Genomic DNA, 14,082 nt, shown 5'->3' with positions numbered 1-14,082 from the left:
TACGTAGTACGCGCGAGCGCGCTCCCGCGCCGGTCCCGCGTATACGTGCGTGTCGCGGCCGGTCCGGCCGCTCCCCGTGCGCGGGGAGCGGCCGGACCGCGTCCACCGCCGCCGGGGCGACGTCACGAGGCGTGGAGGAGGGCACCTTCACGCCATTTCAGGATCTTGTCGAAGCTCACCACGGCGCCTCTGCCCGGCCGGTTGCCGAAGTGGACGTGGTCGGCGAGCTGTTCGATCAGGCAGAGCCCTCTGCCGTGCTCCGCCATGGTGGCGCCCAACGTGCTGTTCATCCGTGCTGCGGTGCGACGGCCTCGTCGTACGGGAAAGCCCGGCCCCGAGTCGGCGACCTCGATACGGCATTTCTCGCCATCCAGATACGCGGTCACCCGGTACGCCGCCGAGGTGCCGGATCCTTCGTCCCCTCCATGTTCGACCGCGTTCGCACACGCTTCGCCGAGTGCGACCGAGAGGTCGTAGGAGATGTCCGGATCGACGCCCGCGGTCTCCATGGTGCCGAGCAGTAGACGACGTGCGAGCGGGACGCTCGCGGCCTCGCGCCGCAAATGGAGTGACCACCAGATGCTCATGCTCCGGCCTCCTGGTTGCGGCTCGACATACCCCTACGTATTGCCGCAACCCCCGCTCCGTAAGCACGGACTTGACGGGATAGCGCTCATTCGGCGGATGTGTGCGCTCCCGTCGCCGGTGTATGGACGCGGCACTCGCTCACCCGTCCGGTTTCCGGACACCCGGGGACGGATGTGATCATCACAGGAATACGGCACCTTGTGGACCTGCCGTACGGGGCGGGCAGGGCTGGTGCGATGATGGCCCCGCCATGTCTGCCCGACACACCCGACACACCGACGCAGGCGCCGGTCTCCGGCTGCTGAGGGCCGCGCTCTTCGCCGCGGTCTGCGTCGTGCTGTCCGCGCTCGGGCACACCCTGGCCGCCTGCGCGACCGTCCCCTGGTGGACGCTGCTCGCCGGGTTCCTCGGGGTCTTCGCGGTCGCCGCGTCACTCGCCGGCCGGGAGCGCGCGCTGCCGTCCATCGCGGGCGCCCTGGCCGCCGGACAGCTCGCCCTGCACTCGCTGTTCGGCATCGGCCAGCACACGGCCGCCGCCTCCGGCGCCGGTCCCACCGGGGACGTCTCCCTGCTGCGGCTCGCCGCCAAGCTGGTCTGCGGCCCGGCCGCGACGGCCCGGCTGACGGCCTCGGACGCGCGACGGATCGTCACCGAGGCGGGCCTGCGCCCGCCTTCGGGGGCCGCCCCCACCCCGCACGAGTCCATGACGGGCATGACCCAAATGCCCGGGATGACCGGTTCTGTCTCGGCGCATGGCGTCCTGGCCGGACTGCTCCCCTCGCTTCCCATGCTGCTCGGCCATCTGCTGGCCGCGCTGCTGACGGGCTGGCTGCTGCGGCGCGGCGAGGCCGCGCTCTTCGCACTGGTCCGGCTCTCGGCCCAGGCCGCCACCTCGGCGGCCGAAGGGGCCTGCGCCCGCTCGCTGCGCGCCGCGGTCGCCTTCGTACGGGCCCTGCTGGCCGGTCTGCCCGGGGCTCCCGGCCACGGCCCCGCCCTTGCGCCGGCCCGTTTCGCCGCCCCCCTGCCGCCGGCCGGGGAGGCACTCCAGCACTCGGTGATCAGGCGCGGGCCGCCCTCGGCGTACGCCCTCGCAGTCTGACGCGGCCCACTTCGTCACGGAGACGACACCCGTCCCAGGAGTGGTCCGCGGGGTCCGCGCGCATCCGCGCCCCGGACCGTCGTCACCCACCTTCCTGCTGACTGGAGTCTCCCAGCCATGAACGTCTCCCGCCGTGTCGCCGTCGCCGGTGCCGTCGCCGCCTCGTCCGTACTGATGCTGGCCGGTCCGGCCTTCGCGCACGTCAGCGTGCAGCCCGAGGGCGCGGCCTCGAAGGGCGGCTACGCCGTCGTCGACTTCAAGGTGCCCAACGAGCGCGACAACGCCCAGACTGTGAAGCTGGAGGTCAGCTTCCCGGCCGACCACCCGCTGGCGTCCGTGCAGCCCGAGGCCCTGCCGGGCTGGACCGTCGAGGTCACCAAGTCCAAGCTCGACAAGCCGCTGACCGTGCACGGCAAGCAGATCAACGAGGCCGTCACCAAGGTGACCTGGAGCGGCGGCAAGATCGAGTCCGGCTACTTCCAGAAGTTCCCGCTCTCCGTCGGACCGCTGCCCACCGACACCGACAAGCTCGTCTTCAAGGCCGTCCAGACGTACAGCAACGGCGAGACCGTCCGCTGGATCGAGGATCAGAAGGAGGGCGCCGAGGAGCCGGCGAACCCGGCGCCGGTGCTCACGCTCTCCGCCGCCTCCGCCGACCACCACGGCGGTGCCGCGCCCGCGTCCGACGACAAGAAGGACGACATGGCCGGGCACGACGACAAGAAGGCCGAGGCCTCCTCGGACTCCAAGGACAGCGACAACACCGCGCGCGCCCTGGGCATCGTGGGCATCGCCATCGGCGTGCTCGGGGTGGCCTTCGCCGCGTTCGCGGTGCGCCGCCGGGCCGCGTAATCCCGCCACGCCCCTCCCTGCGACCGGAAACTTCCCCCATGCGCACCAAGTACGTGCCGGCCGCCATCGCGTTCGCGGTGGCGGCGGCACTGACCCTGACCGCGTGCGGCGGCAGCGACGACAAGGCCAAGAGCCCCGTCACCGATGTCTCCGCCGACACCAGCAACAAGGCCGGCACCGTGCTCGACCGGCCGTTCACCAAGCCGGACTTCGTCCTGACCGACACCCAGGGCAAGAAGTTCGACTTCCGTGAGCGGACCAAGGGCAGGCCGACCCTCATCTACTTCGGCTACACCAACTGCCCCGACGTGTGCCCGCTGACGATGAGCAACATCGCCATCGCCAAGAAGCGCCTGCCCAAGGCCGACCAGGACAAGCTCCAGGTCGTCTTCGTGACCACCGACCCCGAGCGGGACACCCCCGACTCCCTCGGCAAGTGGCTCAGGGCGCAGGACCCGTCGTTCATCGGTCTGACCGGTGACTTCCCGACCATCCAGGCCGGGGCCCGCTCGATCGGCATCGGTATCGACCCGGCGACGAAGGACAAGAACGGGAAGGTCGTGTCCATGCACGGCGCCCAGGTCATCGCCTTCTCGCCGAAGACCGACCAGGGGTACGTCCTGTACGGCGACACCGCCACCGCGGAGGACTACACCAAGGACCTGCCGAAGATCATTCTTGGAGAGAACCCGTGAACCGCCGCACCACCCTCGCCGCCGCGATAGCCCTGACCGCGGGCCTCGCACTGGCGGGCTGCTCGTCGAGCAGCTCCGACGCCGGGTCCGACCTGAAGATCGGCCAGGCGTTCATGCCCGAGCCGGTCAACGCGGACATGGCCGGCGGCTTCCTCGTCGTGAAGAACGAGGGCAAGGCCGCCGACAAGCTCACCAAGGTCACCAGCCCCCTCGCCGACGACGTCACGATCCACGAGACGAAGAACCAGAAGATGCGGGAGGTGAAGTCCTTCGACATCCCGGCCGGCGGCGAGCTGGACCTCGAACGCGGTGGCAGCCACATCATGTTCATGGGTCTGAAGAAGAAGCCCAAGCAGGGCGAGAAGGTCTCCATCGAGCTGCACTTCGAGAAGGCCGGCCTGGTCAAGGCCGAACTGCCGGTCAAGGAAACCACCTACAACCCGAAGCACCACTGAGGGATGAGGGACTGAACAGACGATGACGGCCACCGCCCCACGCTTCGGAACCGCCCTGGCCCGGCTGCTGCTCGTAGCCGCAGCCCTGCTCGGCGCGGTGTTCGCGACCGCGGCCCCCGCCTCGGCGCACGCCGCGGTCACCGCGACCAACCCGAAGGACGGGTCGGTGGTCGCCACCGCCCCCAAGGACGTCGACATCACGTTCTCCGAGCAGGTCGCCATGGACGACAAGTCCATCCGGGTCCTCGACCCGACCGGCAAGCGCGCCGACACCGGCGAACTGCTCAACCTGTGCAGCGGCTCCGTCGTGAAGTACGGAGTGACCCTGCGCGACGGGGTGCCCAAGGGCACCTACACGGTGGCCTGGCAGGCCGTCTCGGCCGACAGCCACCCGGTCGCGGGCGCCTTCACGTTCTCCATCGGCGCCCCCTCCGCGACCAGCGTCTCGCTGTCATCCCCGGACGTCGGCGGCGGTCTGGTGGGCACGCTGTACGACACCATGCGCTACGCCGCGTACGCCGGCTTCATCCTCTTCACCGGCGGCGGCGCCTTCGTCCTCGCCTGCTGGCAGCGCGGCGCCTCGGTGCGCCCGGTGCAGCGCCTCGTCGTCGGCGGCTGGCTGACGATGACCGCCGCCACCATCGCGCTGCTGCTCCTGCGCACCCCCTACACCGGCTCCGGGCAGCTCTCGGACGCCTTCGACCTCGACGGGCTCAAGGCGGTCCTGCAGACCAAGTCGGGTGCCGCGCTCAGCTCCCGGCTGCTGCTGCTGAGCGCCGCCGCGCTCTTCATCTCCGTACTGTTCGGGGCCTTCGCCAAGCGCGAGGACGAGGAGAAGAAGGACCTCACCTACGGGCTCGCCGTCGGCGGGTTCGTGGTGGCCGCCGGCATCGCCGCCACCTGGGCGCTCGCCGAGCACGCCTCGACCGGCATCCAGACCGCGCTGGCGATGCCCGTCGCGGTGGTGCACCTGCTGTCCATGGCGACCTGGCTGGGCGGGCTCGCGACCCTGCTGGTGGCGCTGCACCTGACGCCCGCGGTGGAGCGTGCGGCGGTGCGGCGGTTCTCCCGGATCGCGTTCTGGAGCGTGTGCGTCCTGGTGGCGACCGGCCTCTACCAGGCGTGGCGGCAGGTCGGCTCCTGGTCCGCGCTGACCGGGACCGGCTATGGCCAGCTGCTGCTCGTCAAGGGCGGGCTGATCGCCGTACTGCTGTCCGCCGCGTACGTCTCGCGCCGCTGGACGGGGCAGCTCACCGAGCACGCGGCCCCCGAGGCCGAGGCGGCCACGGTCGTCGAGGAGCTGGCCGGGTCCGCCGAGGAGCCCGAGCCGGTGAGCGTGCCGGACGACGCCACCGGCCCGGCCGACCGCAAGCGCGCCCAGCAGCTGGCCCGCCAGCGGGCGGCCATCACGGTGGCGCGCGAGAAGCGCATCCGCGACGCCGACCCGCAGCGCTCGGGGCTGCGGCGCTCGGTGCTCACCGAGGCCGGGGTCGCGGTGGCGGTGCTCGCCGTGGCGACGATCCTGTCGTCGACCGAGCCGGGGCGGACACAGGAGGCCGCTGCCGCCGCCCAGACGACGAGCCAGGTGGCCGTGCCGGACCGGCCGATCAGCGTCCGCATCCCCTTCGACACCGGCGGCAAGAACGGCAAGGGCACGGTCCGCCTCACCCTGGACCCGGGCCGCACCGGTGCCAACGAGCTGCATGTGTGGACGGACGACGCCGAGGCCAAGCCGCTGGACGCGGCCGAGGTGAAGGTCGCGTTCACCCTGACCGCCAAGGCGATCGGCCCGCTGCCCGTCGCGCCCGAACGCATCACCCGGGGACACTGGAGCGCGAGCGCTGTGCAGCTCCCGATGGCGGGTGACTGGAAGGTGTCCGTGACCGTGCGGACCTCCGACATCGACCAGGTCACCGTCGACAAGAACATCAAGATCGGCTGAGTACGGAACACATGACCGACCACATGACCGACTCCGTGTCGGACCAGATCGACGACCGCGCCCGGAGCGCCGACGCCCCCGCGGAGCTGACCCGCCGGCGCCTCCTCGGCACGGTGGGGGCAGCGGGTGCGGCCGGTGTCGCGCTGGGCGCGACGGGCGGCGCGCTCGTCCACGCCGCGGTCGAGTCGGACGGGTCCCAGGGCCCCGCACTGTCCTCGGTCGGTGCCGCCGAGGTCGCGTTTCACGTGAAACATCAAGCGGGGATCGCCACTCCGGTTCAGGCGTGCGGCCATCTGATCGCCTTCGATCTCGCCCCCGGCGCCGGACGCAAGGAGGCGGCGGCGCTGCTGCGGCGCTGGTCGGCGACGGCGAAGGCGCTGATGGCCGGGGAGCCGACAGGATCGGACACCGGGATCGCGCTGGACGCCGGCCCTTCCTCGCTCACCGTCACCTTCGGCTTCGGCCGTACCTTCTTCGACCGTACGGGCCTGGTGGCGCAGCGCCCGGCCGAGCTGGACCCGCTGCCGGACTTCTCCTCCGACCGGCTGGACGCCAGGCGCTCCAACGGAGATCTGTGGGTGCAGATCGGCGCGGACGACCCCCTGGTGGCCTTCCACGCACTGCGCGCGCTCCAGAAGGACGCGGGCGCGGCGGCCCGGGTGCGCTGGCAGATGAACGGCTTCAACCGGACGCCCGGCGCCACGGCGAAGCCGATGACGGCCCGCAATCTGATGGGCCAGATCGACGGCACCGGCAACCCGAAGCCCTCCGACCCCGACTTCGAGAAGCGGATCTTCGTCCCGGACAGCGGTAAGCCGGCCTGGATGGCGAACGGCTCGTACGCGGTGGTGCGCCGGATCAGGATGCTGCTCGACGACTGGGAGAAGGTGCCGCTCGCCCAGCAGGAGCAGGTGATCGGCCGCAGGAAGGCGGACGGCGCCCCTCTTTCGGGGGGTACCGAGACCACCGCGATGCAGCTCGACAAGTTCGGCCCGGACGGCAAGCTCGTCATCCCGGACAATGCGCACGCCCGTATCTCCGCCCCTGAGCAGAACGGCGGCGCGGCGATGCTGCGGCGCGCCTTTTCGTACCACGACGGGATCTCGGCGGACGGCGTACCGGACGCGGGCCTGCTGTTCATCGCCTGGCAGGCCGATCCGCTGCGCGGCTTCGTCCCCGTGCAGCGCAAGCTCGACCGGGGCGACGCGCTGTCGGCGTTCATCCGGCACGAGGCGAGCGGCCTGTTCGCGGTGCCCGGCGGACCGCGCGCGGGTGAGTACGTGGGCCAGCTGCTGCTGGAGTCCTGACCCCATCGGAGGGCCCTCGCCGGTGGCGGCGGGCCATTAGGGTGACGAGTATGTCCGCCACGCGATACACCTATCTGGGTCCCGAAGGCACCTTCACCGAGGCCGCCCTGCGCACGCTGCCGGAGGCGGCGACCCGTGAGCTGGTCCCGATGGTGTCCGTGCCCGCCGCGCTCGACGCGGTACGCAACGGGGAGGCCGCCGCCGCGCTCGTGCCGATCGAGAACTCGGTGGAGGGCGGGGTCACCGCGACCCTGGACGAGCTGGCCTCGGGCGAGCCGCTGATGATCTACCGCGAGGTGCTGCTGCCGATCGCGTTCGCGCTGCTGGTGCGGCCCGGGACGAAGCTGTCCGACATCAAGACGGTGACCGGGCACCCGGTGGCCCAGCCGCAGGTGCGCAACTGGCTGCGCACGCATCTGCCCGAGGCGCTGTGGGAGTCGGCCGCCTCCAACGCGGACGGCGCCCGTCTGGTCCAGGAGGGCCGGTTCGACGCGGCGTTCGCGGGCGAGTTCGCGGCGGCGACATACGGTCTGGAGCCGCTGGTCACCGAGATCCACGACGCGGAGAACGCCGAGACCCGGTTCGTCCTGGTGGGCCGCCCGGCCCGGCCCGCGGCGCCGACCGGGGCGGACAAGACGTCGGTGGTGATCTGGCTGGGCGACGACCGTCCGGGCGCGCTGCTCGAACTGCTCCAGGAGTTCGCCGTACGCGGGGTCAACCTGATGCTCATCCAGTCCCGGCCGACCGGCGCGGGCATCGGCAACTACTGCTTCGCGGTGGACGCCGAGGGTCATATCTCGGACCGGCGCGTGGGTGAGGCGCTGATGGGGCTGAAGCGGATCTGCCCGAAGGTGCGCTTCCTCGGCTCCTACCCGCGCGCGGGGGTGACCGTGGACAAGGTGCGGACCCTGCGGCCGGGGACCTCGGACGCCGAGTTCGTGGCGGCGGCGGAGTGGCTGGCGCGCAGCCAGGACGGCCGGGCCTGAGCTCTGCCCGGCCGGTCCTACCTGCTGATTTTCACTGTCCACAGAGTTATCCACAGGCTGTCTTCTCGACCTGTGGGTAAGTCGACAACACAACCGGACAGAGTCGACAAATACCTCTAGCGATGACCCATCCGCCCACAGAAGTCCAGGGCGGGCGATGTCACCTCAATTCCATTGATCAACTCTTTAGAGCGAGCAATTCCCACCCGAAAGAGTGTGTGGAGAAGGATCGAACGGGGAATCCTTGGGCCCTCACGCGGCAGGGAATAGATCTTTGCCGCCGATCCACAGCTACTCCCCACAGCCTGTGGATAACTTTTCCGACCCCCATGCCTCTGTGGACAAGTTCCTTGGGAGGCAAGGGAATCCGGTCAACCGAAGTCCGGAAAGCACCCCTTTTCAGGGAAAAGGGCGAGCTCATTGACGCCCGCCCCTGAATTTCTCCACCAGATTTCCCAATACGGTCAATTCGGGCAAACCGACACGCGGAACGGGTGTGGCGGGGATATCCGGTGGGGTGCCAGGGATCCGCACCGGTAGCCTTGAGGGGTGATTGACCTTCGCCTGCTCCGTGAGGACCCCGACCGTGTTCGCGCCTCCCAGCGCGCCCGTGGAGAGGACGTCGCGCTCGTCGACGCCCTGCTCTCAGCCGACGAGCGGCGCAGGTCGTCCGGCGTCCGCTTCGACGAGCTGCGCTCCGAGCAGAAGGCGCTCGGCAAGCTCATCCCCAAGGCCTCGCCCGAGGAGCGCGCCGAGCTCCTGCAGAAGGCCGAGCAGCTCAAGACCGACGTCAAGAGCGCCGAGGCCGAGCAGAACGAGGCGGACGAGGCGGCCAAGCAGCTCCTGCTCCAGCTCGGCAACATCGTCCACCAGGACGTGCCGGTCGGCGGCGAGGAGGACTTCGTCGTCCTGGAGACGCACGGCACCATCCGCGACTTCGCGGCCGAGGGCTTCGCCCCCCGGGACCACCTCGAACTCGGCGAGGCGCTCGGCGCCATCGACGTCGAGCGCGGCGCCAAGGTCTCCGGCTCGCGCTTCTACTACCTGACGGGTGTCGGCGCGCTCCTGGAGCTCGCCCTCGTCAACGCGGCGATCGCGCAGGCCACCGAGGCCGGCTTCATCCCGATGCTCACCCCCGCGCTGGTCCGCCCGCGCGCCATGGAGGGCACCGGCTTCCTCGGCCAGGCCGCGGAGAACGTGTACCACCTGGAGAAGGACGACTACTACCTGGTCGGCACCTCCGAGGTCCCGCTCGCCGCGTACCACATGGACGAGATCATCGACGCGGAGAAGCTGCCGCTGCGCTACGCGGGCTTCTCGCCGTGCTTCCGCCGCGAGGCCGGTACGTACGGCAAGGACACCCGGGGCATCTTCCGCGTCCACCAGTTCGACAAGGTCGAGATGTTCTCGTACGTCCACCCGGACGACGCCGAGAACGAGCACAAGCGGCTGCTGGACTGGGAGAAGCAGTGGCTGACCGGCCTCGAACTGCCCTTCCAGGTGATCGACGTGGCCACCGGTGACCTCGGCGCCTCGGCCTCGCGCAAGTACGACTGCGAGGCGTGGATCCCCACCCAGGGCAAGTACCGCGAGCTGACCTCGGCCTCCAACTGCGACGGCTTCCAGGCCCGCCGGCTGTCCGTGCGGATGCGCGACAACAGCGACGGCAAGAGCAAGGTGCAGCCGCTGGCCACGCTGAACGGCACGCTCTGCGCGGTGCCGCGCACGATCGTGGCGATCCTGGAGAACCACCAGCAGGCCGACGGCTCGGTGCGGGTCCCGGCCGTGCTCCGCCCGTACCTGGGTGGCCGCGAGGTGCTGGAGCCCCTCGCCAAGTGAGTACCGCCCCGGGAAAGCCCCTCCCGTACAAGCTGATCGCGACCGATCTGGACGGGACGCTGCTGCGCTCCGACGGGACGGTCTCCCAGCGCACCCGTGAGGCGCTCGCCGCGGCCACCGCGGCGGGCGCGGCCCACATCGTGGTGACCGGCCGCGCGGTGCCGTGGACCCGGCACATCCTGGACGACCTGGACTACCGGGGCCTCGCGGTGTGCGGCCAGGGCGCGCAGGTCTACCACGCGGGCGAGCACCGGCTGCTCACCTCGGTGACGCTGGACCGCCAGCTGGCGGGGCTCGCGCTGTCGAAGATAGAGGCCGAGGTGGGCCCGCTGGCGCTGGCCGCGAGCCGGGACGGGCTCGACGGCGAGGTGCTGGTCGGCCCCGGCTACCGGGTCCATGAGGGGCCGCTGCCGGTCGTCGCCTTCGACCAGGTCGGCGAGTTGTGGTCGGCGCCGCTGAACAAGGTCTACATCCAGCACCCGGAGCTCGGCGACGACGATCTGGCGCGGATCGCCCGCCAGGTCGTCGGCAGTCTGGTCGACGTGGTCATGGCGGGTGAGGGCGTGGTGGAGCTGCTTCCGCTGGGCCTGAGCAAGGCGACGGGACTGTCGCTGGCGGCGCGCCGGCTGGGCTGCCGCAAGACGGACACCATCGCGTTCGGCGACATGCCCAATGACATCCCGATGTTCGCCTGGGCCGAGCACGGGGTGGCCATGGCCAACGCCCACGACGAGCTGAAGGCCGTCGCCCACGAGATCACGGCGTCCCATGACGACGACGGGATCGCCGTGGTGCTGGAGCAGTTGCTGGGTCTGTGAGCCCGGGCAGGTGTCTCGGGCAGATGTAAGGGGCGTCCGCCATAGGCGGACGCCCCTTACCGATCCCCGTACCCCAAGGTGACCCGCGCCGTGGCGCGCTCGAAGCGGTCGCCCTGGGGCCCTCAACCACTGTGCACCGCACGTCCGTTCGAGGCCAGTGATTTACCTCTGGTCAGCGGCCAGCAGGCCAGCCCGATGGCCAGTGAGACGGCGTGCCCGATGTCCGTGAAAGTGCCCCCGGTCAGCAGCGGGACGCCGAAGAACGCGACCACGCACGCGAGGTAGAGCCACCGCCACGGCCGCGGCAGCCGGTACACCAGCAGCCCCGCCGAGGCGGCGAGCCCGTAGCTGACCCCGATGTCCACGACATGCACCATCCGCTTGGGCACCTCGTGGTTGCGGATGCTCCACAGCACCACCTCCTGGCTGACCAGCGTGGCCGCGACATGCGCGCCCGCGACCGCGAGCACCCACCGCACCGTTCCGATCCAGCGCTCCACGGGCGCGTGCACGAGCTCGAAGAGGACCAGGTACAGCAGGAACGAGGACGGGTTCTCGATCCAGAAGGCGCTGGTGAACAGCGACTGTGCGGGGTGCTTGGTGAGCTCGTGGATGTTGCTGCTGTTGCGGTGGAGCAGATAGCGCTCGAGGTCCCGGCTGGACAGCTCGATGACGATGCTGGTGAGCGCGATGACCAGCAGCCAGATGTGCGTCCCCGGCGAGGAGCGCACCCAGGCCCGCACCGGCCGGGCCGGCTCGGGGGGCCGTCGCGTGCCCGGACCGCGAAGCGTCGTCATCCCTCGATGATGGCCCGAAGCGGCCGGGGAGGGCACGGGCGGCGGAGCGGGTGGACGAACGGGCGGCGCCCGGCCGGAGACCCGCGGGTCCTGTCCGGCCGGGCGGCGCCCGGACCTCAGCCGCCGCGGCTCACTCCTCCCCGGCGAGCTTCAGCGTCCGCAGCTTCTGGCCCGCGTACCCGGTCGCCAGGACCGTGACCGCGCTCAGCAGGACGACCGCCGCGGGCAGGCCCACGTCCGAGGTGATGAAGCCGTTCGTACCGATCCGCTCGGCGAGGGCGAGCGACCACTGCTGGACGCTGAGCGTGCGCGCGCCCGGGACCAGGTTGCCGAACAGGCTCTCCCAGACCAGCGCGTAGACCAGGCCGAAGACCACCGCGTGCCGGGTGACCGTGCCCAGGAGCAGGAAGACCGCGGCGTACGCGATCGAGGCGACCAGGGCCGCGACCGTGTAGGCGACGGCGATCTGCTGGCCGTTGCCGTTGAGGATCATTCCGGCGACGAAGGTGGGAACGGCCGAGAAGACCATGGTCACCGCGATCGCCACGATCAGTTTGGTGAAGATGATCGTCGGCCGCTTCACCGGCTTGGCCAGCAGATAGACGATCGAGCCGTCATCGATCTCCGGCCCGATGGCTCCGGTGCCCGCGATGACGCCGATCAACGGGACCATGGTGGCCAGCGCGAAGCCGCCCAGGAGGTTGGCGGTCACTTGGTCGTCGGCGCCGCTGAAGGACCGTACCGCCGCCGCGATGACGATCAGCAGCACCGGCAGCACGCAGAGGATGGCGGCCCGGCGGCGGCCGAGCAGGGCCCGGTAGGTGAGCCGGGCGACTGTGGGGTTGTACATGACGCTCACAGCTCCTTTCAGGCCGCTACGAGGTAGGAGAAAACGGATTCGAGCGACTCGTCGGACGGTGAGACCGTCAGCAGACGGATGCCGTGCGCCTTCGCGACCTGCGGGAGCAGGGTCGTGAACCGCCCGAAGTCGACGGCCTGGACGCGCAGCGCGCCCTCCTTCAGGTCGACCTCGATCCCGGCCGTCGAGGGGTCGGCGATCAGCGCGGCGGCGAGCGCGCGGTCGTCGCTGGAGCGGATCAGATAGCGGTGCGGCCGGTCGGTCATCAGCCGGCGGATCTTGCGGAAGTCACCGCTCGCCGCGTGCCGCCCGGCCACGATCACCTCGATGTGCGCGGCGAGCTGCTCGACCTCCTCAAGGATGTGCGAGGAGAACAGGACGGTGCGGCCCTCGGCGCCCATCCGCCGCAGCAGATCCATCAGCTGCATGCGCTGACGCGGGTCCATGCCGTTGAACGGCTCGTCGAGCAGCAGCACCGACGGCTCGTGGACCAGCGCGGACGCCATCTTCACGCGCTGGCGCATGCCCTTGCTGTACGTCTGGATCTTGCGGTCCTGCGCGTACTCCATCTCGACCGTGGCGAGCGCCCGCTGGGCCTCCTTCGCCCCCAGCCCGTGCAGTTCGGCGTTGGCGACGACGAATTCGCGCCCGGTCAGGAAGTCGTACATCGCCTCCCGCTCGGGGACGATGCCGATCTGCCGGTAGACCTCCTCGTTGCGCCAGATGGGGCGCCCGTCGAGCGTCACGCTTCCCGTCGAGGGGGCGAGGAAGCCGCCCATCATGTTGATGAGGGTGGACTTCCCTGCGCCGTTGGGGCCGAGCAGTCCGGTCACGCCGGGGCCGATCGACATGGTGACGTCGTTGACGGCCACCACGTTGCCGAACCAGCGGGAGGTGTGGTCGATGTCGATGGTCGTCACAGCCCGACCTTCCGGTAACGGCGCATCAGGACGGCGCAGGAGCCGGCGATCAGCGCGAGGACGACGAGTAGATAGACCGCGCCTGCCCCGGTGCCCGGTCCCTCACGCCCCGGGAAGGCCGAGGTCGCGCCGAGGAAGGCGGTCTGCACCCCGTCGATGAGCGTGATGGGGGAGAAGAGCCCGAACCACTTGATGGCCCCCGTGGACTGCTGGTCGAAGGCGACGCCCTGGATCGCGGAGACCGCCCCGTAGGAGATGGTCAGCACCGCGATGACGGCCGCGACGCCGAAGCCGCGGCGCGGGGTGAGCGCCGAGACCACCAGGCCGATGCCGGCGAACAGCAGCGAAAGCAGTGCCACGGAGACCAGTCCTTGTGCGAACCCCTTGGTCTGGTCCGCGAAGTCGAGTTTGGCGAGCAGCGCGCCCACGTAGAGCACGACGAGCGGCGCCGCCGTGAGGATGAACAGCGCCGAGGCCATGGCCGCGAACTTCGCCAGTACGTAGTCCACGCGCTCGATGGGGCGCGAGAAGTACAGCGGCACGGTCCGGAAGCGCAGGTCGCGCGAGACGGTCTGGGGGGCCTGCGCGGCGATGAACAGGCCGATGACGGCCTGCATCAGGATCGCGTTGCGCGTGTAGTCCACCGGGAGGTCCTTGGCCTTGGTGGCGACGGCGACCGCGACCATGATGGCCGCGGGCAGGCACATCACCGCGAAGAGCAGCATCGGCAGCACCTTGGACTTGGCGCTGCGGCCCAGTCCGTACGCCCCGCGCAGCGACTGCGAGAAGAGCGAGCGCCGTGCGTACGCCCGGCCCAGGCGCGGGCCGTCGTAGCCGCGGTAGCCGATGTTGTGGATCTGGGTCTGGGCCGCCTGGTTCGGGCTGGAGTGGTTCCGGCCCGGCTGGTTCTGTGTCATCCGCGTCC

The 14,082-nt window shown here is 70.5% G+C and carries 14 protein-coding genes; 9 read left to right on the top strand and 5 right to left on the bottom strand.

Going from position 1 to position 14,082, the window contains the following annotated elements; genetic code table 11:
* Positions 1–122 precede the first annotated feature (122 nt).
* Complete coding sequence (locus ACZ5ID_RS06530; protein WP_406551722.1) at positions 123–587, bottom strand: ATP-binding protein; 465 nt, start codon at positions 585–587, stop codon at positions 123–125.
* A 251-nt stretch (positions 588–838) separates the two neighbouring features.
* Here ACZ5ID_RS06530 and ACZ5ID_RS06525 point away from each other — a divergent pair, with 251 nt between their 5' ends.
* The 9 genes from ACZ5ID_RS06525 to ACZ5ID_RS06485 all read left to right on the top strand — a co-directional run bounded on the left by ACZ5ID_RS06525 (position 839) and on the right by ACZ5ID_RS06485 (position 10,581).
* Entirely contained in the window at positions 839–1,687 is an 849-nt protein-coding gene (locus ACZ5ID_RS06525) for a hypothetical protein (protein ID WP_468894001.1), read from the top strand.
* 117 nt (positions 1,688–1,804) lie between these two features.
* Positions 1,805–2,539 carry a YcnI family copper-binding membrane protein gene (locus ACZ5ID_RS06520; RefSeq protein WP_468893999.1) on the top strand — a complete coding sequence of 245 codons (735 nt, stop codon included), beginning with the start codon at positions 1,805–1,807 and terminating at the stop codon, positions 2,537–2,539.
* A 38-nt stretch (positions 2,540–2,577) separates the two neighbouring features.
* The gene (locus ACZ5ID_RS06515) at positions 2,578–3,234 is read left to right on the top strand and encodes an SCO family protein (protein WP_468893997.1); all 657 of its coding nucleotides are present in this window, start codon (positions 2,578–2,580) and stop codon (positions 3,232–3,234) included.
* Positions 3,231–3,689: a copper chaperone PCu(A)C gene (locus ACZ5ID_RS06510; RefSeq protein ID WP_468893994.1), complete on the top strand. Its 459-nt coding sequence runs from the start codon at positions 3,231–3,233 to the stop codon at positions 3,687–3,689. The genes ACZ5ID_RS06515 and ACZ5ID_RS06510 overlap by 4 nt, the downstream gene beginning before the upstream one ends.
* Before the next feature lie 22 nt (positions 3,690–3,711).
* Positions 3,712–5,631 carry a copper resistance CopC/CopD family protein gene (locus ACZ5ID_RS06505; protein ID WP_468893992.1) on the top strand — a complete coding sequence of 640 codons (1,920 nt, stop codon included), beginning with the start codon at positions 3,712–3,714 and terminating at the stop codon, positions 5,629–5,631.
* A 23-nt stretch (positions 5,632–5,654) separates the two neighbouring features.
* Positions 5,655–6,938: an iron uptake transporter deferrochelatase/peroxidase subunit gene (gene efeB, locus ACZ5ID_RS06500; protein WP_468893989.1), complete on the top strand. Its 1,284-nt coding sequence runs from the start codon at positions 5,655–5,657 to the stop codon at positions 6,936–6,938.
* Between the two features lie 50 nt (positions 6,939–6,988).
* The gene (pheA, locus tag ACZ5ID_RS06495; protein WP_468893987.1) at positions 6,989–7,924 is read left to right on the top strand and encodes a prephenate dehydratase; all 936 of its coding nucleotides are present in this window, start codon (positions 6,989–6,991) and stop codon (positions 7,922–7,924) included.
* A 549-nt stretch (positions 7,925–8,473) separates the two neighbouring features.
* Entirely contained in the window at positions 8,474–9,763 is a 1,290-nt protein-coding gene (gene serS, locus ACZ5ID_RS06490; protein ID WP_468893984.1) for a serine--tRNA ligase, read from the top strand.
* Entirely contained in the window at positions 9,760–10,581 is an 822-nt protein-coding gene (locus ACZ5ID_RS06485; protein ID WP_468893982.1) for an HAD family hydrolase, read from the top strand. Before serS ends, ACZ5ID_RS06485 begins: the two co-directional genes overlap by 4 nt.
* 122 nt (positions 10,582–10,703) lie before the next feature.
* Here the strand turns inward: ACZ5ID_RS06485 and ACZ5ID_RS06480 are convergent, their stop codons facing one another.
* The 4 genes from ACZ5ID_RS06480 to ACZ5ID_RS06465 all read right to left on the bottom strand — a co-directional run bounded on the left by ACZ5ID_RS06480 (position 10,704) and on the right by ACZ5ID_RS06465 (position 14,074).
* Complete coding sequence (locus ACZ5ID_RS06480; RefSeq protein WP_468893980.1) at positions 10,704–11,378, bottom strand: rhomboid-like protein; 675 nt, start codon at positions 11,376–11,378, stop codon at positions 10,704–10,706.
* Positions 11,379–11,508: 130 nt separating this feature from the next.
* Positions 11,509–12,228, bottom strand: coding sequence for an ABC transporter permease (locus ACZ5ID_RS06475; RefSeq protein WP_468893978.1), 720 nt, complete (start codon positions 12,226–12,228; stop codon positions 11,509–11,511).
* 17 nt (positions 12,229–12,245) lie between these two features.
* Positions 12,246–13,157: an ABC transporter ATP-binding protein gene (locus tag ACZ5ID_RS06470; protein WP_406551710.1), complete on the bottom strand. Its 912-nt coding sequence runs from the start codon at positions 13,155–13,157 to the stop codon at positions 12,246–12,248.
* Positions 13,154–14,074 carry an ABC transporter permease gene (locus tag ACZ5ID_RS06465; protein ID WP_468894225.1) on the bottom strand — a complete coding sequence of 307 codons (921 nt, stop codon included), beginning with the start codon at positions 14,072–14,074 and terminating at the stop codon, positions 13,154–13,156. Before ACZ5ID_RS06465 ends, ACZ5ID_RS06470 begins: the two co-directional genes overlap by 4 nt.
* Between the last annotated feature and the right edge of the window lie 8 nt (positions 14,075–14,082).

It is taken from the genome of Streptomyces sp. NPDC031670 (assembly GCF_055580545.1).
Note: the sequence above shows the minus strand (reverse complement) of the source record. Positions and strands in the feature narration are given on the sequence as shown.